This window comes from Streptomyces sp. ICBB 8177, from assembly GCF_003144095.1.
Classification (GTDB): Bacteria; Actinomycetota; Actinomycetes; order Streptomycetales; family Streptomycetaceae; genus Streptantibioticus_D.
On sequence record NZ_NSKH01000023.1, the window covers coordinates 133,172 to 151,931 of the forward strand.

Consider the following 18,760-nt stretch of genomic DNA (forward strand, 5'->3'; position numbering starts at 1 on the left):
GAGGTGTCTCCTCAGTCGGCAGTCGGGAGTTCTCCGGACTTCACCGCGCTGACGAATGCGTGCCAGGCACGCGGGGTGAAGAGCAGCGCGGGGCCTTGGGGGTCCTTGCTGTCGCGCACGGGGACCGCCCCTGCGGCAGCCCAGGCGGGTGCCCACTCGACGCAAGCTCCGCCGTCACCGTTGCTGTAGCTGGACTTGACCCAGACGGCCTGGGAAATGTCCGGGGTGGTGCTCATGAGGGAAGCGCCTCCATGACGGATCTGATGAGCGTCGCCGCGATGCGGGGCGACGGAGCGTGTGCCTTCAGCAGATCGTAAGCCCGGCGGTGGGCGGTGACTACTTCCGGATCTTCGAGCAGGTTTCCGCTCCTGAAGCTTTCTTCCCAGGCGACGGTCGTCTTGTCGTCGAGGGTGAGCAGTCTGAGTGTCCCTCCAGCCAAGGCGTGCTCCCCGTGGCTGAACGGAAGAACCTGCACGACGCTGTTCGGTGTTTCCACCAAGGAGATCAGCGATTCCAGCTGTGACCGCATCACGCTGGGTCCGCCGACAGGCCGCCGGATCGAAGCCTCGTCCAGGATCAGTGACAGGTACGGCGACGACCTGCCGCGCAGCAGCTCCTGACGACTAAGCCGCGCGTTGACCAACTCCTCGATCCTTCCGTCAGAAGCGGAAGGGTTGCTTACGCGGAACAGAGCCCGGGCGTAGTCCTCCGTCTGCACCAGTCCTGGAATGACCTGCCCTGCGTACTCTTCGATGACCTGCGCCCGCGCCTCAAGCTCCATATGGCGCCGATACCGGTCCGGATGGACCTCCCGCTTCGCGAGCGCGTACACCTTGCCGAAGATGCCGTCCGTGCCGAACGCCGCGTCCAGCAGCTCCGCCAGGTCGGGCGGCGGCATCACCTCCGCGTTCTCGATGCGGGAGAGGTGACTCCGGCTGTACTTGACGATCGCCGCGAGGCGTTCGAGGCTCAGGCCCGCCTGCTCGCGGTGGCGGCGTAACTCCGCCCCGAAGAGATGCCGTGCGGACACGAACGGGGTCAGCTCGCGCGGACGCTGGGCCATGGTGCGTAACTCCTCGTCTCCCAAACCCGCTTGGGACATCGTTCGCTTGGAGAGCCTAGCTCCGCAACGCGACGATGGGAATACGCAGCGTGATGGAACGCGCGTACCCCCGTGACCGATGCGACCGGTCACGGGGGGCTTCACCGACCTGAGGAGACAGGCCGACATGGAAGACGGTACCGAGAAGTCGGGGCAGCGTCAGCCCCGTTCCGCGCCAGAAGTGGGCGCGGTGGTGCGCGACAGCGTGCGGGAGAGGCTCGGCGTGCTGGTGGAGGTGGACGGGCCCGTGGCGCACGTACGGCCGCCGGAGGGCGGGACGCCGTGGCTGGCGCGGCTGGCGGACGTGTACGCGGCGTGCCCGATGGACGAACTGCGGGCGAAAGTGGTCGAGTTGAACGCCCGCAGGAGGCTCGCACCGTGAGCGTCTTGAGGCTGCCGTACGTGGACGAGTGTGCGGAGTGCGAACGGCTGCGGGCGGCGGAGGAGTCGGCGCGGGCCGCGTACGACCACAGCAAGGCGGGCGACTACCGCGTGTTGGCGCGACGGCACCTGCGTACGGAGCACGGAGTGGAGGCACTGGTGGTGGAACGCGCTTGAGGGCGCGATCCCCGGCGGCGCGGGCGGGCGCTCACGCCCGCGCCGCGGCGGGCTCGGTCTTGAGGCAGTGAGCAAACGCCACGGCCGTGGCGGGTGGGCCCTGAGGGACGTCGACGCGGACGTGATGGCGGGGGAGGTCGTGGCGCCCACCGGCGGCAACAGGCCGGGGAAGTCGACGCTGCTGCGGATCGCGGTGGGAGTCACCCGGCCGAGCCGCGGCCGGGTGACCGCACGGCCCGCGGTCGTGGGCTGCATGCCCGACCGCTTCACCCCGAGGAACGCATGTCCGCGATGGCCTACCTGAGTCACAGGGGGCGCGTGCGCGGGCTGGCCACGTCGGCCGCGGCAGTGCCGGCCGGCGGCCTCAGCTCCGCCGCAGCAGCGCCACCGGCCAGTCCGTGAACAACTGCGCCGCGTCGGCGGTTTCGCCGTAACGACGCCCCGTCAGCACGTCCTGCCAGTCGCCGTCACCCCCGGGCAACGGCAACGGCAACGTCGTGTCGTGCCAGCCGCCTGCCGCGTCGAGCGTGTGGGTCAGCCGGGTCACCGCCACGACGACCCGGCCGCCGCGCGAGAACGCCAGCAGGTGGGACGCCGACGCGCCACGCGGCGTCAGCGGCTCGTACGTGTCCGGCGCGGCGAACGCCTCGGGGACCTCGCGGCGCAGGCGCAGCGCATGCCGGGTCAGCGCGGTCTTGCGGTCCTCGCGGGCGGGGAACCGCGCCGGGGGCCGGTTGTCCGGGTCGACCAGCGCCTCGTACACCGACTCCGTGCCCTGGTAGACGTCCGGCACGCCGGGCATCGTCAGGTGGAGCAGGGCCGCGCCCAGGCGGTTCGCCTCGGTGTGCGGGGAGAGGCGGGCGGCGAACTCCGCCAGCGCCGACCACCCCGCCCCGCACACCGTCTCCCGCACGAACGCCGCCACCGCGTCCTCGTACCCCTGGTCGCCCTCCGTCCACGACGTGCGCAGCCCGGCCTCGCGCACCGACTTCAGCACCGCGGGCACCAGCCGTTCCGGGTCCGGCGTGCCCAGGCCCAGCGCGGTCTGCCACGCCACCCAGGCCACGTGCGGGTCAGGGGCGCCCTGCGACGGCAGCCGCGACACCAACGCCTGCCACTCGGAGGGCACCTGGGACAGCACCGCCAGCCGCGCCCGTACGTCCGCGCTGCGTTTGGTGTCGTGCGTGGACAGCACGGTACCGGCGTCCGGCCACAGCGCGGACTGCCGCACGCAGAAGTCGTGGAAGGCCTCAGGAGCCACGGCCGGGTCGCCCGGCTCGCCCCCGACCTCGTTCGCCGACAGCAGCGGCACGTAGCGGTAGAACGCCCGGTCCTCCTCCGCCTTCGCGTGCAGCGCGGACGCCACCTGCGCGAACCGCACCGCGAAGTCCCGCACGTCGGGCTGCGCGTCGCCGTACGACAGCGCCAACTCGCGGACCACGTCGACCGCGTGGGCCTCCTCCGGAACCGCGAACGCCTCCCGCGCGCCCCGCGCCGCCCGTTCCAGCAGCCGTGCCGACTCCGCCTCGCCCTCGTACGGCCGGTACACCGGGAACCTGACCAGCGTCTCGCGGATCGCCCTGCGCAGCGCCCACGGCGCGTGGTCGGCCAGCTCCGGGCGGGCGGCGCAGGCGCGGTCCGCCGACCGGCCGAGACGTTCCACCTCCGCCGTCAGATCACCCTCGACCACCTCGTACGCGGCGCGCCGCGCGGTGGCCGCCCACTCACCGCCCGCGTCGGAAGGGCAGCCGGTGAACTCCCGGTAGATGTCGGTCAGTTCGCGTACGCCGTCGGGGTCGGCGAAGACGCCGTCGACGCGGCGCAACGCGTCGTAGCCCGTGGTCCCGGCGCACGCCCAGCCGCGCGGCAGCCGTTCCTCGCCGCACAGCACCTTCTCCACGACCGTCCAGCGGCCCCCGGACGCCTTGCGCAACCGTGCCAGGTAGCCCGCCGGGTCCGCCAGGCCGTCCGGGTGGTCGATGCGCAGGCCGTCCACCACGCCGTCGCGCAGCAGGCGCAGCACGGTGGCGTGGGTGGCCTCGAAGACCTCCGGGTCCTCCACGCGGACCGCGATCAGCTGCGAAATGGTGAAGAAACGGCGGTAGTTGAGGTCGGTGCGGGCCAGCCGCCACCACGCCAGGCGGTAGTGCTGGGCGGCCAGCAGCTCGGGCAGAGGCAGCTCCTCGGTCCCGGGGCGCAGCGGGAAGGCGTGGTCGTAGTAGCGCAGCTGGCCGCCCTCGACCCGCAACGCGCGCGTCTCGTCCGGGAGCCGTCCGCCCAGCACCGGCAGCAGCACCCGCCCGTCGCCCGCCGCCCAGTCGATGTCGAACCATCGCGCGTACTCACTCGCGGGACCGTCCCGCAGCACCTCCCACAGCGCCCGGTTGAGGCGTTCGGGCGCGGGCACCGCCATGTGGTTGGGCACGATGTCCACCACCAGCCCCATCCCGTGCGCCCGCGCCGCCGCCGCGAGCGACCGCAGCCCCTCCTCGCCGCCCAGCTCCTCGCGCACCCGGTCGTGGCCGGTGACGTCGTAGCCGTGTGTGGAACCGGGACCGGCCTCCAGGACGGGGGACAGGTGCAGATGGGAGACGCCGAGGCCGGCCAGGTACGGCACGGCGCGCTCCGCGGCGGCGAAGGGGAACTCCGGCTGGAGCTGGAGGCGGTAGGTCGCCACCGGCACGGCCGGCGGGGGAGAGGAGGGTACTGCGGGCTCGGGGAGCGGCTGAAGGCTCATGGACGGTCCTCGGTCGGGGGCTGGGGACGGTTGCCTGGTGCCGGTCGTCGCGGGCGGGCGTGGGCCCCGCCCGCTCACACCGGACGTTGCAGCACCACCACGCTGCGGTCGGTGAGCGTCAGGCGGTCGCCGGCGCGGACCTTGCGGCCGGTGCCGGGCGGCACGCCGTCGGGACGGGCGGTGTCCACCACGACCTGCCACTCCTTGCCGTGGTTGACCGGGACCACGAACTCCAGCTCCTCCGGCGCCGCGTTGAACATCAGCAGGAAGGAGTCGTCGGTGATCGGCTCGCCGCGCTGGCCCGGCTCGCTGATGGCGTGCCCGTTGAGGAAGACCACCAGCGCGCGGGCGTGCGCGGCCTGCCAGTCCCGCTGCGTCATCTCGTCGCCCTCGGGCGTGAACCACGCGATGTCCGACAGCTCGTCGTGGGTGCCCTCGACCGGGCGGCCATGGAAGAAGCGGCGGCGCCGGAAGACCGGGTGGTCGCGCCGCAGCCACACCATCGTGCGGGTGAAGTCCAGCATCCGCAGGGCCTCGACGTCCTGCCCGCCGTCACCCGGCTTGGGCCACGGCACCCACGTCAGCTCGGAGTCCTGGCAGTAGGTGTTGTTGTTGCCCCGCTGGGTGCGCCCGAACTCGTCGCCGTGCGCCAGCATCGGCACACCCTGCGACAGCATCAGGGTGGCGACGAAGTTGCGCATCTGGCGGCCGCGCAGCGCCAGCACCTCGGGGTCGTCGGTCTCGCCCTCGGCCCCGCAGTTCCACGAGCGGTTGAAGCTCTCGCCGTCCCGGTTGCCCTCGCCGTTGGCCTCGTTGTGCTTGTCGTTGTACGACACCAGGTCGCGCAGGGTGAAACCGTCGTGGCAGGTGACGAAGTTGATGGAGGCCAGCGGCCGGCGGCCGTCGTCCTTGTACAGGTCGGACGAGCCGGTCAGCCGGGAGCCGAACTCGGCCAGCCGCGCGGGCTCACCGCGCCACAGGTCGCGCACGGTGTCGCGGTACTTGCCGTTCCACTCGGTCCACAGCGGCGGGAAGTTGCCCACCTGGTAGCCGCCCTCACCGACGTCCCACGGCTCCGCGATCAGCTTGACCTGGCTGACCACCGGGTCCTGCTGCACCAGGTCGAAGAAGGACGACAGGCGGTCCACCTCGTGGAACTGCCGGGCCAGCGTGGACGCCAGGTCGAAGCGGAAGCCGTCGACGTGCATCTCGGTGACCCAGTAGCGCAGCGAGTCCATGATCAGCTGGAGGGTGTGCGGGCTGCGCATCAGCAGGGAGTTGCCGGTGCCGGTGGTGTCGGTGTAGTAGCGCGGGTCGGCGCCCAGCCGGTAGTACGAGGCGTTGTCCAGGCCGCGGAACGAGAGCGTGGGGCCGAGGTGGTTGCCCTCGGCGGTGTGGTTGTAGACGACGTCGAGGATGACCTCGATGCCCGCGGTGTGCAGCGCGCGGACCGCCGTCTTGAACTCCAGCACCTGCTGGCCGCGGTCGCCCATGGAGGAGTAGGCGTTGTGCGGGGCGAAGAAGCCGATGGTGTTGTAGCCCCAGTAGTTGGTGAGCCCCGCGTCCACCAGCCGGTTGTCGGTGACGAACTGGTGGACCGGCATCAACTCCAGCGCCGTGACGCCCAGTTCGACCAGGTGCTCGATCACGGCCGGGTGGGCCAGTGCGGCGTACGTGCCGCGGATCTCCTCCGGCAGGCCGGGGTGGAGCATCGTCAGGCCCTTGACGTGCGCCTCGTACAGGACGGTGCGGTGGTAGTCGACGCGCGGCGGGCGGTCGCTCGCCCAGTCGAAGAACGGGTTGACCACGACCGAGGCCATGGTGTGCGGCGCCGAGTCCAGGTCGTTGCGCGCCTGCGGGTCCTCGAAGCGGTACCCGTAGACCGACTCGTCCCAGTCGATGGCGCCGCTCATCGCCTTCGCGTACGGATCGAGCAGCAGCTTGGCCGGGTTGCAGCGGTGGCCGCGCGCCGGGTCGTACGGGCCGTGCACCCGGAAGCCGTAGCGCTGGCCCGGCATGACCCCGGGCAGGTACGCGTGCCGCACGAACGCGTCGGTCTCCCGCAGTTCGACGGAGGTCTCCGAGCCGTCGTCGTGCAGCAGGCACAACTCGATCCGCTCGGCCGCCTCCGAGAAGACGGCGAAGTTGGTCCCGGCGCCGTCGTACGTGGCGCCCAGGGGGTACGTCTGTCCCGGCCAGACCTGCATCTCGTCGACTCTCCCGCTCGGTCCTGCGCTTGGGCTGGCGGGACATCCGCTGGCCGCCATACCCGCTGCATCCTCGCCCACTTCAGTGCCAGGATGCCCGTTTTCGCAAGATCTTCCCCTGAACGGGTGCCCGAACGGCGCACGGAACCCACCTCCCGGACGGGTGGCGATGCCGTGAAACTCCGTGGCCGCGTGCGTCGTTCGGGTGCACCCGGTCCCGCGCCCGCAGTAGTCTTCCTTGATCGTGGACGGGGGCCGGAACGCGGCGTGCGAAGGGGGACGAGAGGCGGTGCGGTGGTGACGTCGGGAGGACTGGCGCTGCCCGGCGGGGGCGACCAGGAGAGCCTGGGCGGCGTCGCCGACGGGCCGGCCGGTACGGTATCCCTCGCACAGCCCATGGAGATCGGAACAGAACTGGACTGGGGCGCCGACGCCTGGGCCGAGGTGCGCACCCGCGCCCGGCGGGCCGGGCGGGCTTACGTATGGCTCAATCTCGTCGAACAGCGGCTGCGAGCCGTGGTCGACGCCGTCCTGCGTCCGGTCTACGAGCCGGTGCACGGCGAGGAATGGGTGGTCGCCGCCGCCGGGCCCGCCGGGCACGAGTGGGTACAGCGGGCCGCCGCGGTGCGCGAGGTCAGCCGCCGCAAGGGCTACCTGCTCGACCCCGCCGACGACAACATCATCTCCTTCCTCACCCTGCCGCAGCTGCGCGAACTCGTCGTCCAGCACTGGCCCTGCTTCGAGCCCTACCTCGACGAACGGCGCGAACTGGAGCTGGTGCTCGACGAGTTGGAGGTCGCCCGGCACGTCGTCAACCGCAACCGGGCGCTGTCGGAGACCGTGCTCGCGCAGGCCGAGCGCGCCGCGGGGCGGCTGCTGGACATGCTCGGCGGCGACCACACCGGGCAGGCCCGCGACCGGGTGCCGGTCGACGCGGTCGAGGAGATCGTCGGCGACCGGTACGCCGACGTGATCGGAGTCCACCCGGACCGGGTGCGGCTGCTGCGGCGGCTCCCGGCGGAGGACCTGTTCGGCGGGGCGCGGCGGCTGGACGCGATAGGCATCGGACTGAACCTGCTGGTCCAGAACTACTCGGGCCGCCGCCTCGTCCAGCTCGCCGCCACCGGCTGCCGCACCCGGCTGCTCTTCCTCAACCCGGCCAGCAGCGCGGTACGCCGCCGGGAACGCGAACTCGGCCTCGACCGAGGCGAGATGAGCCGCTCGGTCGAGATGAACATCATGCACATGCGCCGGGTGCGCTCCCGGCTGCGCGACCCCGACGCGTTCGAGATCCGGGTCTTCGACGAGACCCCGCGCTTCAGCGCCTACCTGGTCGACGGCGACGGAGCGGACGGCCTCGCCGTCGTGCAGTCCTACCTGCGCAAGGCGCGGGGCATGGAGGCGCCGGTGCTGGTGCTGCGCGGCGGCAACCGCCGCATCGTGCAGCCGCAGCCGGGCGACGCGCCCGCCGACCGGCAGGGCGAGGGCGGGCTCTTCGAGATCTACCGCGAGGAGTTCGAGGGCGTGTGGACCGATTCGCGGCCGGTGTCCTGAGAGCGCGAGGAATCGGGCGCGGCCGTGCGGACCGCCTGGCGCGTCTCGCCCGGCACGCGGCTCGCGCCGCTCAGAACGCGTGCCACCGCACCGTCGGGTCGCCCGCGCGCAGCGACGCCACCCTGCGCCCGAACTCCGCGCGGGCGGCCGGGTCGCCGGGGGCGTGCTGCGCCACCCACGCGCAGCTCGCCGTCTCCCGGGCGCCGCGCAGCACGCCCCAGCCGTCCCACTCGCGCACGTCCCACCCGTAGCGGCTCGTGAACGCCTCGTACTCGCCCGGGTCGAGCCCGTAGCGGTCGAGGGCCAGCGCCATCACCACGAGGTCGTGCTCGCGCAGGTCGTCCGCGAAGGTCTCCAGATCGGTCAGCACGGGCCCCTCGGGTCCGACGAGCACGTTGCGCGGCAGCGCGTCGCCGTGCACAGGGCCGGGGTCCAGGCGCGGCGTCACCTCACGCATGGCAAGGGTGATGTCGTCTTTGCGCCCACGCAGGAAGGCCGCGTCGGCCGGATCGATCGCGTCGCCCGCCAGCCGCAGCCAGCGCTCTACGCCGTCCAGCAGGCCGCGCGGCGGCAGACCGCCCGGCAGGACGCCGGCGTCCGGGAGCGGCAGCGCGTGCACCCGGCGCAGCAGGTCCGCCAGGTCTGCGCCGCCGGCCGTGCGGACCGGCTCCGGCAGCGGGTGCCAGTACGTCACCGGCAGGCCGTCGGTCAGCTCGGCTTCCGGCCGGGCGGGGCGGACGGCGGGGACGCCCGCCTCGGCCAGCCACGCGGCGACCCGCACCTCGCGCCGCGCCCGCGCCAGCAGGCCCGCTTCCCGGCCGACCTTGAGCACCAGGTCCCCGGCGCGGAAGACCGCGTTCTCACCGAGTGCCAGCAGGCGCGCGTCAGCGGCGCCCGGCACACCGGTGCGCGCCAGCACCGCCCGCGCCCGCTCCTGCGTGAACGCCAACGCCCTCTCCCTCGCGCCGTACCGGCCCATGGTGGCGAGGCCGCCGGAAGCGTGTCCGGCGACCCCGTACCCGGTTTCCGTACCCCCGTGACGGAGCCCCGGTACCGCACCGACGCTACGCGATCGCCCCCGCGCTCCTCATCCGACTTTCCGGCGGGCGGACGGGCGCGCGGGAAGGGCAGGGCTCAGGCCGCCGCTCCGGCGAGCGACCGGGCCGCCGCCTCGTCGTAGCGGCGCAGCACCGCGCGCGCCACCTCGGGGCAGGCGCCGAGCACCGGGGCCAGCAGGTCCGCCCCGGCCTCGCGGGCACCCGCCGCGATGCGGTCCGGCAGGCGGCCGGGGGCCAGCACGTACGGCGCGACGGCGATCCGGCGCACCCCCTCGGCCCGCAGCGCCCGCACCGCGTCCTCGGTCCGGGGGCCGTGGGCGGAGGCGAACGCGGGCCGCACGGCACACCAACCGGTGCGCCGCCACTCCCGCGCGATTTCAGCGATCACCGCGATCGCCTCCGGGTCGCTGGAGCCCGCCGAGGCCAGCACGACCCCGGTCGAGGCCCGGTCGGCGGGGTCGAGCCCCGCCTCGTACAGCCGCCGCTCCAGCGCGTCGAGCAGCAGCGGCGAAGGTCCGAGCACCCCGGCCTGACGGAACGTCAACTCCGGGTGCCGCAGCGACGCTGCGCGCAGCACGGCAGGCAGGTCGGACTTGGCGTGGAAGGCCCGCGTCAGCAGCAGCGGCAACGCCACCACCTCGCGCACCCCCTCCTGCGCGAGCCGTCCGGCCAGCCGGGGCACCGAGGGGGCGCAGAAGTCCAGGAAGGCGGTCTCCACGCGCACCCCGGGCCGCAGCGCCCGCACCCGTTCGCACACCGCGTGCACGGTCGCGGCGTGCCGCGGGTCGCGGCTGCCGTGCGCCACCACCATCAGGACCGGCGGCATCACGCGCTCCCGGCCCGCAGGCCGCGACCGCGCAGCACCCTGCGCTCCACCGGGCGGAAGACCAGCAGCTCGATACCGATCCCGACCACCAGGATCAGAGCGATCGCGGCGAGCACGCTCGGCATGTCCTGGTTGGTGCGGGCGTTCTCCAGCAACTGGCCGAGCCCGGTGCCCAGATCGGGCGAGGTCGCGATGATCTCGGCGGCCATCAGCGACCGCCAGGAGAACGCCCAGCCCTGCTTGAGCCCCGCCAGGTACCCCGGCAGCGCGGCGGGCAGCAGCACGTGGCGCACCCCGCGCAGGCCGGTCGCCCCGATGGTGCGGCCCGCCCGCAGGAACAGCGGCGGCACCTGGTCGACGCCGGACACCAGCCCGTTGGCGATCGAGGGCACCGCGCCGAGCAGCACGACCGCGTAGATGGTCGAGTCGTTGAGCCCGAACCAGATGATCGCGGCCGGCACCCACGCCACCGACGGCATGGCCTGAAGGCCGGACAGGATCGGCCCGATCGCCGCCCGCACCGGCGCCACCCGGGCCACCAGCAGACCCAGCGGCGTGCCGATCAGCACCGCGATCACGAAGCCCAGCGCGCCGCGCGAGACGGAGGTCCACACGTAGCCGAGCAACTGCCCCTGCAACCACATCTGGTGCAGCGACCCGGCGACGTCGGCCGGGCTCGGCAGGTCGTAGTGCGGCTTGACCTGGAAGTGGTACGCGAGCTGCCAGACCAGGATCACCAGCGCCACGGCCAGCACCGGCGGCAGCGCCTTGGCACGCAGCAGGTGCCAGACCGGCACCTTGGCGGTGGCCCTGGTCTCCAGCGCGTCCAGCCCCGCTTCGAGCCCCGCGAGGTGGTCCGGCCGCTCGGCGCCGGGGGCGGCCTTCGCCGTGTCCTGCGCGACGGCCCTCGCCTCGTCCTCGGCCGTCGCCGTCGCCGTCGTCGTCACCGTCGTCGTCGCCGTCGTCTCAGTGCTGGCCATGTCGGCGGATCTCCCCTCGCAGTTGTTCGGTGATCTCCACGGACAGGTCGGCCACCGCCGCGTCCTCGATCCGGCGCGGCTGCGGGAAGTCCACCGTCCACTGGTGGGCGACGCGACCCGGCCGGGACGACAGCAGCACCACCCGCTGCGCGAGCCGCACCGCCTCGCGCACGTTGTGGGTGACGAAGAGCACCGAGACGCCGGTCTCCCCCCAGATACGGGTCAGCTCCTCGTGCAGCACGTCCCGGGTGATGGCGTCCAGCGCCGCGAACGGCTCGTCCATCAGCAGCAGTTGACTGTCCTGGGCGAGTGCCCTGGCCATCGCCACGCGCTGCCGCATACCGCCGGACAGCTCGTGCACCCGCTTGCCGTGCGCGCCCTTGAGCCGTACCAGCTCCAGCAGTTCCTCGGCCCGCTCGCGGCGCTCGGCGCGGGGCACGCCGCGCAGCCGCAGCGCGAGTTCCACGTTGCGGCCCGCGGTCAGCCACGGGAACAGGGCGTGCTCCTGGAACATCAGCGCCGGCCGTCCGCCGGGCACCTCGATCGCCCCGGCGGTCGGCTCGTCCAGTCCCGCGACCAGGTTCAGCAACGTGGACTTGCCGCAGCCGGACGCCCCCAGAAGGCAGACGAACTCACCGGGCGCCACGTCCAGCGTGATGTCGTCCAGCACCTGCTGGCGCGCGCCGGGACGCCCGAACGACTTCGAGACGTGTTCGATGCGCGCCGCGTACGCGGGGGCCGAGCCGTGCCGTACGGCGTGCTCGGTGACGGGGGTCGCCATCGGTGTCACCTCCTGGGGACGTCGGCGGTCACAGGCCCGCGTCGGACACGGCGGGCTTGCCCTCGGACTTCAGGACCGCGTCGAGCGGCGCCAGGTCGTAGATGCCGGACAGGTCGGGCTTTTGGAGCAGTCCGGCCTTGACCGCGTGGTCGGCCTCGCTGCGGAGGGTGGAGGCCAGCGGGTCGTCGGTGGCCTCGATGTTGGCGAAGGCCGAGTTCAGGACGGCGTCCGGCAGCTTCTTGCCGCCGAGCTCCAGCAGCTGCTCGTTGATGGCCTGCTTGGCACCGGACGGGTTCGCCCTGATCCAGGCGTTGGTCTGCACCGAGCCCTTGAGCACGGCCTGCACGACGTCCGGGTGGGCCTTGAGGAAGGACTGCGAGACGACGACGTTGGTCGTGACGAACTTGCCCTGCGGCCACAGGGAGTTCTCGTTGACCAGCGTCCTGCCGCCCTCGGCGACCAGCTGCGAGGCGGTCGGCTCCGGCACCCAGGCGCCGTCCACCTGGCCCTGCTTGAAGGCGCTCACCACGGTCTTGTTGTCGATCCGGTCGACCTTGACGTCGCCCTTGCCGGTCTGGGCGTTCTCCTTGTAGCCCTTGCCCGCCAGGTAGTTGAGCAGCGCCACGTCCTGGGTGTTGCCCAGCTGCGGCGTGGCGATCGTCCTGCCCTTGAGGTCGTCGACGCTTGCGATCTTCTTGGGGTTGACGATCAGCGAGGCGCCGCCCGAGGTCGCACCGGAGATGATCTTCAGGTCCTGGCCGTGCGACTTGGTGTAGCCGTTGATGGCGGGCGAGGGGCCCACCCAGGCGATGTCCACGGCGCCCGCGTTGAGCGCCTCGATCTCGGTGGGACCGGCGTTGAAGACCTGGGTCTTGACCTGCGTGCCCCCCAGCGCCTTCTGGAAGATGCCCTGCTGGAGGCCGACCAGCGCGGTGGCGTGGGTGACGTTGGCGAAGTAGCCGATCGTCACGGAGTCGGCGGACAGCTTCTTGCCGCTGGCGGCCGGCTGGGCGCTCGCGGAGTCGTCGGACTTCGAGCCGTAGCCGCAGGCGGCGAGCGTGCCGGCGAGCAGTGCCAGCAGGGCGGCGGTGGCGGGGACGCGGCCGAGGCGTCTGCCCGCGGAACGTGCGGTGGTGGAACGAGCGGCGGTCACGGGTGAGGGTGTCCTCTCGATGGCCCGGCCTGCGCGCTGCGGCGCGACCGGGTCAGGGGGATGGTCGGGGGCGGTACGGGGCGGTGCGTGGCAGGTGCCGGGGGGTCATCGCACACATCGCGAGACCCCGCCCTGCCCGCTGCCGATCCGGCCGCCTCCGATCCGGCCGCCCTCCTTGGCGAACCCGGAGAACCGTTCCGTCCCTGCCAGGGCGCAGAACCGTTCCGTCCCGGCGGGGCCGCGCAACGGTCCCGTCATCGCGGTCCCCATCAGAAGTCCCACCCCTCGTCGCCCGCCGCCCGCGCCGCCGGGGCCGCGAACGGCTCGCCGGTCATGCCCGCGGTCAGCGTCGAGCCGTCCGCCGGGTCGATCAGCACGAAGGAACCGGTCAACCGCGAGTCCGCGTAGGCGTCCAGCGGCAGCGGCTCGGCGGTGCGCAGCACGACCGCGCCGATGTCGTTGACGCCCAGGCGCTCCGGCTCGTCCTCGTGCGCCAGGCCCTCGGTCAGGTTGACCCGGTACGGCAGCCGCTTGACGATCGCCTTGACGGTGCGGGTGCCGTGCTTGAGCAGCACCCGCTCGCCGACCCGCAACGGCCGCTCGTGCAGGTGGCACACGGTCGCCTCGACGTCCTGGGTGGGCACGGGGGCGGAGGCGGTGGGCGCGATCAGGTCGCCGCGCGAGACGTCCACGTCGTCGGAGAGCAGCACCGTCACCGACTGCGGTGCCCACGCCGCGTCCACCCGCTCGCCCAGCGCGTCGATGGCGGCGATCGTGGAGGCCGCGCCGGACGGAAGGACCGTCACCGGGTCGCCGACGCGCAGCACACCGGAGGCGATCCGGCCCGCGTAGCCGCGGTAGTCGTGGTGCTCGGCCGTCTGCGGGCGGATCACGTACTGCACGGGGAAGCGCGCGGGGGCGTGCGCCGGGTCGGTGCCCACCGGCACCGTCTCCAAGTGCTCCAGGATGGTCGGGCCGCCGTACCAGTCCATGTGCGCCGACGGCGTCACCACGTTGTCCCCGGCCAGCGCCGAGATGGGGATCGCGGTGATCTCCGGGACGCCGAGCGAGGCCGCGTAGGCGGTGAACTCCTCGGCGATCGCGGCGAAGACCGGCTCCGCGTACTCCACCAGGTCCATCTTGTTGACCGCGAGCACCACGTGCGGCACCCGCAGCAGCGCGGCCACCGCGGCGTGCCTGCGGGTCTGCTCCACCACGCCGTTGCGCGCGTCCACCAGCACCACGGCCAGCTCGGCGGTCGAGGCACCGGTGACCATGTTGCGGGTGTACTGCACGTGGCCCGGGGTGTCGGCGAGGATGAACCGCCGCCTGGGCGTGGCGAAGTAGCGGTAGGCCACGTCGATGGTGATGCCCTGCTCGCGCTCGGCGCGCAGCCCGTCGGTGAGCAGCGCCAGGTCCGGCGCCTCCTGCCCGCGGCGCAGCGACGCCGCCTCGACGGCCTCCAACTGGTCGGCGAGCACCGACTTCGAGTCGTGCAGCAGCCGCCCCACGAGGGTGGACTTGCCGTCGTCCACCGAACCGGCGGTGGCGAAGCGCAGCAGCGAGGTCGCCGAGACGTCCAGGGCGTCGGTCACGGTTTCGGTCATGGCTAGAAGTACCCCTCGCGCTTGCGGTCCTCCATGGCGGCCTCCGACAGCTTGTCGTCGGCCCTCGTCGCACCGCGTTCGGTGAGCCGGGACGCGGCGATCTCGGCGATCACCTGCTCGATGGTGGCGGCGTCGGAGTCGACGGCGCCGGTGCACGACATGTCGCCGACGGTGCGGTAGCGGATCAGCCGCCGACGCACCGGCTCGTTGTCCCTCGGCCCGCCCCACTCACCCGCGGTCAGCCACATGCCGCCGCGGGAGAAGACCTCGCGCTCGTGCGCGTAGTAGATCTCCGGCAGCTCGATGCCCTCGCGGGCGATGTACTGCCACACGTCCAGCTCGGTCCAGTTCGACAGCGGGAAGACGCGCACGTGCTCGCCGGGCGCGTGGCGGCCGTTGTACAGCTGCCACAGCTCCGGGCGCTGGCGGCGCGGGTCCCAGGCGCCGAACTCGTCGCGCAGGCTGAAGACCCGCTCCTTCGCCCGCGCCTTCTCCTCGTCGCGCCGCCCGCCGCCGAACACGGCGTCGTAGCGGCCCGAGGAGATGGCGTCCAGCAACGGCACGGTCTGCAACGGGTTGCGGGTGCCGTCGGGGCGCTCGCGCAGCCGCCCGTCGTCGATGTAGTCCTGCACCGACGCCACGTGCAGCCGCAAGCCGTGCCGCTCCACCGTGCGGTCACGGTAGGCGATCACCTCGGGGAAGTTGTGCCCGGTGTCCACGTGCAGCAGCCCGAACGGCACCGGCGCGGGCGCGAAGGCCTTCAGCGCCAGGTGCAGCATGACGATGGAGTCCTTGCCCCCGGAGAACAGGATCACCGGCCGTTCGAACTCCCCGGCCACCTCACGGAAGATGTGCACCGCCTCGGACTCCAGTGCGTCCAGGTGGCTGAGCGCGTACGGGCTCGCGGTGCCCTCGTTGCGCTGGGTCGCGGTGGTCACGCCAGTCCCCTCTCCGTGAGCAGCGCGTGCAGCGCGGCGGCGGACGCCGAAGCGTCCTGGGTGTGGGTCTCGATGCGCAGGTCCGGTGCCGCGGGCGCCTCGTACGGGTCGTCCACGCCGGTGAGGCCCGACAGCTGCCCGGCCGCCTGCTTCGCGTACAGGCCCTTGACGTCGCGCACCGAGCAGACCTCGACCGGCGTCGCCACGTGCACCTCCAGGTAGCGGGTGCCGGCGGCCTCGTGCCGCTTGCGGACCGCCTCGCGGCTGTCGGCGTACGGGGCGATGACCGGCACGAGCGCCTTGACGCCGTGCGAGGCCAGCAACTCGGCGACGAAGCCGATGCGTTGCACGTTGGTGTGCCGGTCCTCGCGGCTGAAGCCGAGGCCCGCGGAGAGGAACTCGCGGATCTCGTCGCCGTCGAGCACCTCCACCCGGTGGCCCTCGCCGCGCAGCCGGCCGGCCAGCGCGTGCGCGATGGTGGTCTTGCCCGCGCTCGGCAGACCGGTGAGCCACACCGTGGCTCCCTGGTCCGTCACGCCCATGGGTATCTCCTGTGCCCTCGCGGCCGCCGTCGCGGCCACACCTCGTCCGGTGGTCATCAGCCGTGCAGTCCGCACTCGGTCTTGGCCCGGCCAGCCCAGCGCCCCGCCCTGGCGTCCTCGCCCTCCAGCACCCGGCGGGTGCACGGCGCGCAGCCGACCGAGGCGTAACCGTCCATCAGCAGCGGGTTGGTCAGCACGCCGTGCTCGGCCACGTAGGCGTCCACGTCCGCTTGCGTCCAGCGCGCGATGGGGGAGACCTTCACCTTGCGGCGCCTGGCGTCCCAGCCGACGACCGGGGTGTTCGCCCGGGTCGGCGACTCGTCGCGGCGCAGTCCCGTCGCCCACGCGTCGTAACCGGCCAGCCCCTCTTCGAGCGGCTGGACCTTGCGCAGTGCGCAGCACAGGTCCGGGTCGCGGTCGTGCAGCCTCGGGCCGTGCTCGGCGTCCTGCTCCGCCACCGTCCGGCGCGGCGTCAGCGTGATCACGTTCACGTCCATCACGGCGGCCACCGCGTCGCGGGTGCCGATGGTCTCGGGGAAGTGGTATCCGGTGTCCAGGAAGACCACGTCCACGCCGGGCGCGACCCGGGAGGCCAGATGCGCCACGACCGCGTCCTCCATCGAGGACGTCACGCAGAACCGCGCGCCGAACTCCGCCGTGGCCCAGCGCAGCACCTGGAGCGCGTCCGCGTCCTCCAGCTCCCGCCCGGCCCGCTCGGCCAGCTCCCGCAACTCCTCGTCCGTGCGCCAGGATCGCTGTCCGACATCGTGCTGACTGCTCGTCATGATCCGTTGCCCCCTCCGCCGTTGCCGTGCCGCAGGCCCTTGGCCAGCAGTCCCAGGAACGACAGCCGGAACGCCCGGTTGCACGCGGCGCATTCCCACGCCCCGTGGCCCTCTTCGAAGGGCCGCAGGTCCTCGTCGCCGCAGTACGGGCAGTAGAACGGGGCCGCTCGCTCGCTCACGACAGCGCCTCCTCGTCAGCCCGCGCCGCCCAGGTCGCGAAGCGCTCGCCGTCCTCGCGCTCCGCCCGGTAGCGGGTCAGCACGCGCTCGACGTAGTCGGGCAGTTCGTCCGAGGTCACCTTCAGGCCGCGCACCTTGCGGCCGAAGCCCGCGTCGAGACCGAGCGCGCCGCCCAGGTGCACCTGGAACCCCTCGACCTGCTCGCCGGCGTCGTTCAGCACCAACTGGCCCTTCAGGCCGATGTCGGCGGTCTGGATGCGGGCGCAGGCGTTGGGGCAGCCGTTGACGTTGATGGTGATCGGCTCGTCGAAGTCCGGGAACCTGCGCTCCAGTTCGTCGATGAGCGAGGCGCCGCGCGCCTTGGTCTCCACGATCGCCAGCTTGCAGAACTCGATGCCGGTGCAGGCCATCGTGCCGCGCCGGAACGGCGAGGGGTTCACCTGGAAGTCCAGCGACTCCAGGCCCGCCACCAGGGACTCGACCTGGTCCTGGGCCACGTCCAGCACGATCATCTTCTGCTCGACGGTGGTGCGCAGCCGGCCCGAGCCGTGTGCCTGGGCCAGGTCGGCGATCTTCGTCAGCGTGGTGCCGTCCACCCGGCCGACGCGCGGCGCGAACCCCACGTAGAAGCGGCCGTCCTTCTGCCGGTGCACGCCGACGTGGTCGCGCCAGCGGGAGACGGGCTGCTCGGGCGCGGGGCCGTCGACCAGCGTGCGCAGCAGGTACTCGCGCTCCAGCACCTCGCGGAAGCGCTCCGCGCCCCAGTCGGCGACCAGGAACTTCAGCCGCGCGCGGGTGCGCAGCCGCCGGTAGCCGTAGTCGCGGAAGATCGAGATGACGCCCTCGTAGACCTCCGGCACGTCCTCCAGCGGCACCCAGGCGCCGAGCCGCACCCCGATCTTGGGGTTGGTGGACAGGCCGCCGCCGACCCACAGGTCGAACCCGGGCCCGTGCTCGGGGTGGACGACGCCGACGAACGAGACGTCGTTGATCTCGTGGGCCACGTCCAGCAGCGGCGAGCCGGAGATCGCCGACTTGAACTTGCGCGGCAGGTTGGAGAACGCCTTGTTGCCGATGACGCGGCGCTGGATCTCCTCGATGGCGGGCGTGCCGTCGATGATCTCGTCCTCGGCGATCCCGGCGACCGGCGAGCCCAGGATGACGCGCGGGGTGTCGCCGCACGCCTCGGTGGTCGACAGGCCGACGCCTTCGAGGCGGCGCCAGATCTCCGGGACGTCCTCGATGCGCACCCAGTGCAGCTGGATGTTCTGCCGGTCGGTGATGTCCGCGGTGCCGCGGGCGAACTCCTGCGAGACCTCGCCGATCACCCGCAGCTGCTCGGTCGTCAGCCGCCCGCCGTCGATGCGGACGCGCAGCATGAAGAACTCGTCGTCCAGCTCCTCCGGCTCCAGCACGGCCGTCTTGCCGCCGTCGATGCCGGGCTTGCGCTGGGTGTACAGGCCCCACCAGCGCATCCGGCCGCGCAGGTCGGCACCGTCGATCGAGTCGAAACCCCGGTGGGCGTAGATCGTCTCAATACGTGTCCGAACGTTGAGACCGTCGTCGTCCTTCTTGGTCTGCTCGTTGCCGTTGAGCGGGGTGAGGTGCCCCGCGGCCCACTGTCCCTCGCCGCGGTGGCGGCCTGCCTTGCGGCGGGACGGTGCGGCCTTCGGCTGCTCGGGCGTGATGGCCATGGGAATGCGGTCCTTCGGGCGGCTCGGTACGGGGCGCGGATCAGCGGGACCGCCCTGAC

Annotated in this window: 19 protein-coding genes; 4 read left to right on the forward strand and 15 right to left on the reverse strand. The window is 72.7% G+C overall.

What is annotated here, in order from left to right; genetic code table 11:
• Nucleotides 1-11: 11 nt before the first annotated feature.
• On the reverse strand, nt 12-236 hold the full coding sequence (locus CK485_RS21085) for a DUF397 domain-containing protein (protein ID WP_109453442.1): 225 nt from the start codon (nt 234-236) through the stop codon (nt 12-14).
• Nucleotides 233-1,063: a helix-turn-helix transcriptional regulator gene (locus CK485_RS21090; RefSeq protein ID WP_109453443.1), complete on the reverse strand. Its 831-nt coding sequence runs from the start codon at nt 1,061-1,063 to the stop codon at nt 233-235. Before CK485_RS21090 ends, CK485_RS21085 begins: the two co-directional genes overlap by 4 nt.
• A 166-nt stretch (nt 1,064-1,229) precedes the next feature.
• Between CK485_RS21090 and CK485_RS21095 the strand changes: the two genes are divergently transcribed.
• From CK485_RS21095 to CK485_RS30180, 3 genes are all read left to right on the forward strand, one after another.
• Nucleotides 1,230-1,484, forward strand: coding sequence for a hypothetical protein (locus tag CK485_RS21095; RefSeq protein WP_146214567.1), 255 nt, complete (start codon nt 1,230-1,232; stop codon nt 1,482-1,484).
• The gene (locus tag CK485_RS21100) at nt 1,481-1,660 is read left to right on the forward strand and encodes a hypothetical protein (RefSeq protein WP_109453445.1); all 180 of its coding nucleotides are present in this window, start codon (nt 1,481-1,483) and stop codon (nt 1,658-1,660) included. Before CK485_RS21095 ends, CK485_RS21100 begins: the two co-directional genes overlap by 4 nt.
• 124 nt (nt 1,661-1,784) lie before the next feature.
• Entirely contained in the window at nt 1,785-1,964 is a 180-nt protein-coding gene (locus CK485_RS30180; RefSeq protein ID WP_342673502.1) for a hypothetical protein, read from the forward strand.
• A gap of 60 nt (nt 1,965-2,024) precedes the next feature.
• Here the strand turns inward: CK485_RS30180 and treY are convergent, their stop codons facing one another.
• Both treY and glgX read right to left on the reverse strand, forming a co-directional pair.
• Nucleotides 2,025-4,397: a malto-oligosyltrehalose synthase gene (gene treY / locus CK485_RS21110; RefSeq protein WP_109453446.1), complete on the reverse strand. Its 2,373-nt coding sequence runs from the start codon at nt 4,395-4,397 to the stop codon at nt 2,025-2,027.
• A gap of 74 nt (nt 4,398-4,471) precedes the next feature.
• The gene (gene glgX / locus CK485_RS21115) at nt 4,472-6,604 is read right to left on the reverse strand and encodes a glycogen debranching protein GlgX (RefSeq protein ID WP_109453447.1); all 2,133 of its coding nucleotides are present in this window, start codon (nt 6,602-6,604) and stop codon (nt 4,472-4,474) included.
• A gap of 318 nt (nt 6,605-6,922) precedes the next feature.
• On the opposite strand from glgX, the gene CK485_RS21120 reads away from it, so the two are divergent.
• On the forward strand, nt 6,923-8,158 hold the full coding sequence (locus tag CK485_RS21120) for an SAV2148 family HEPN domain-containing protein (protein ID WP_275124674.1): 1,236 nt from the start codon (nt 6,923-6,925) through the stop codon (nt 8,156-8,158).
• Between the two features lie 70 nt (nt 8,159-8,228).
• Here the strand turns inward: CK485_RS21120 and CK485_RS21125 are convergent, their stop codons facing one another.
• The 11 genes from CK485_RS21125 to CK485_RS21175 form a co-directional block, all read right to left on the reverse strand.
• On the reverse strand, nt 8,229-9,137 hold the full coding sequence (locus tag CK485_RS21125; RefSeq protein WP_109453449.1) for an aminoglycoside phosphotransferase family protein: 909 nt from the start codon (nt 9,135-9,137) through the stop codon (nt 8,229-8,231).
• Between the two features lie 155 nt (nt 9,138-9,292).
• Nucleotides 9,293-10,042: a sirohydrochlorin chelatase gene (locus tag CK485_RS21130; protein WP_109453450.1), complete on the reverse strand. Its 750-nt coding sequence runs from the start codon at nt 10,040-10,042 to the stop codon at nt 9,293-9,295.
• Nucleotides 10,042-11,022, reverse strand: a complete 981-nt coding sequence (locus CK485_RS21135) for an ABC transporter permease (protein WP_109453451.1) — start codon at nt 11,020-11,022, stop codon at nt 10,042-10,044. The genes CK485_RS21130 and CK485_RS21135 overlap by 1 nt, the downstream gene beginning before the upstream one ends.
• A complete protein-coding gene (locus tag CK485_RS21140; RefSeq protein WP_109453452.1) occupies nt 11,009-11,803 on the reverse strand; it encodes an ABC transporter ATP-binding protein in 795 nt (264 codons plus the stop codon). The genes CK485_RS21135 and CK485_RS21140 overlap by 14 nt, the downstream gene beginning before the upstream one ends.
• A gap of 28 nt (nt 11,804-11,831) precedes the next feature.
• Nucleotides 11,832-12,956, reverse strand: a complete 1,125-nt coding sequence (locus tag CK485_RS21145; RefSeq protein WP_109453453.1) for an aliphatic sulfonate ABC transporter substrate-binding protein — start codon at nt 12,954-12,956, stop codon at nt 11,832-11,834.
• Nucleotides 12,957-13,225: 269 nt separating this feature from the next.
• Nucleotides 13,226-14,563 (reverse strand): GTP-binding protein, encoded by a 1,338-nt coding sequence (locus CK485_RS21150; RefSeq protein WP_109453454.1) that lies wholly within the window; start codon nt 14,561-14,563, stop codon nt 13,226-13,228.
• A 2-nt stretch (nt 14,564-14,565) separates the two neighbouring features.
• Nucleotides 14,566-15,501 (reverse strand): sulfate adenylyltransferase subunit CysD, encoded by a 936-nt coding sequence (gene cysD, locus CK485_RS21155; protein WP_109453455.1) that lies wholly within the window; start codon nt 15,499-15,501, stop codon nt 14,566-14,568.
• Entirely contained in the window at nt 15,498-16,043 is a 546-nt protein-coding gene (cysC, locus tag CK485_RS21160) for an adenylyl-sulfate kinase (protein WP_109453456.1), read from the reverse strand. The genes cysD and cysC overlap by 4 nt, the downstream gene beginning before the upstream one ends.
• 56 nt (nt 16,044-16,099) lie before the next feature.
• Entirely contained in the window at nt 16,100-16,828 is a 729-nt protein-coding gene (locus CK485_RS21165) for a phosphoadenylyl-sulfate reductase (protein ID WP_109453457.1), read from the reverse strand.
• Nucleotides 16,825-17,007 (reverse strand): hypothetical protein, encoded by a 183-nt coding sequence (locus tag CK485_RS21170; protein WP_109453458.1) that lies wholly within the window; start codon nt 17,005-17,007, stop codon nt 16,825-16,827. Before CK485_RS21170 ends, CK485_RS21165 begins: the two co-directional genes overlap by 4 nt.
• Nucleotides 17,004-18,701, reverse strand: coding sequence for a nitrite/sulfite reductase (locus CK485_RS21175; protein WP_109453459.1), 1,698 nt, complete (start codon nt 18,699-18,701; stop codon nt 17,004-17,006). Before CK485_RS21175 ends, CK485_RS21170 begins: the two co-directional genes overlap by 4 nt.
• Nucleotides 18,702-18,760: the final 59 nt, after the last annotated feature.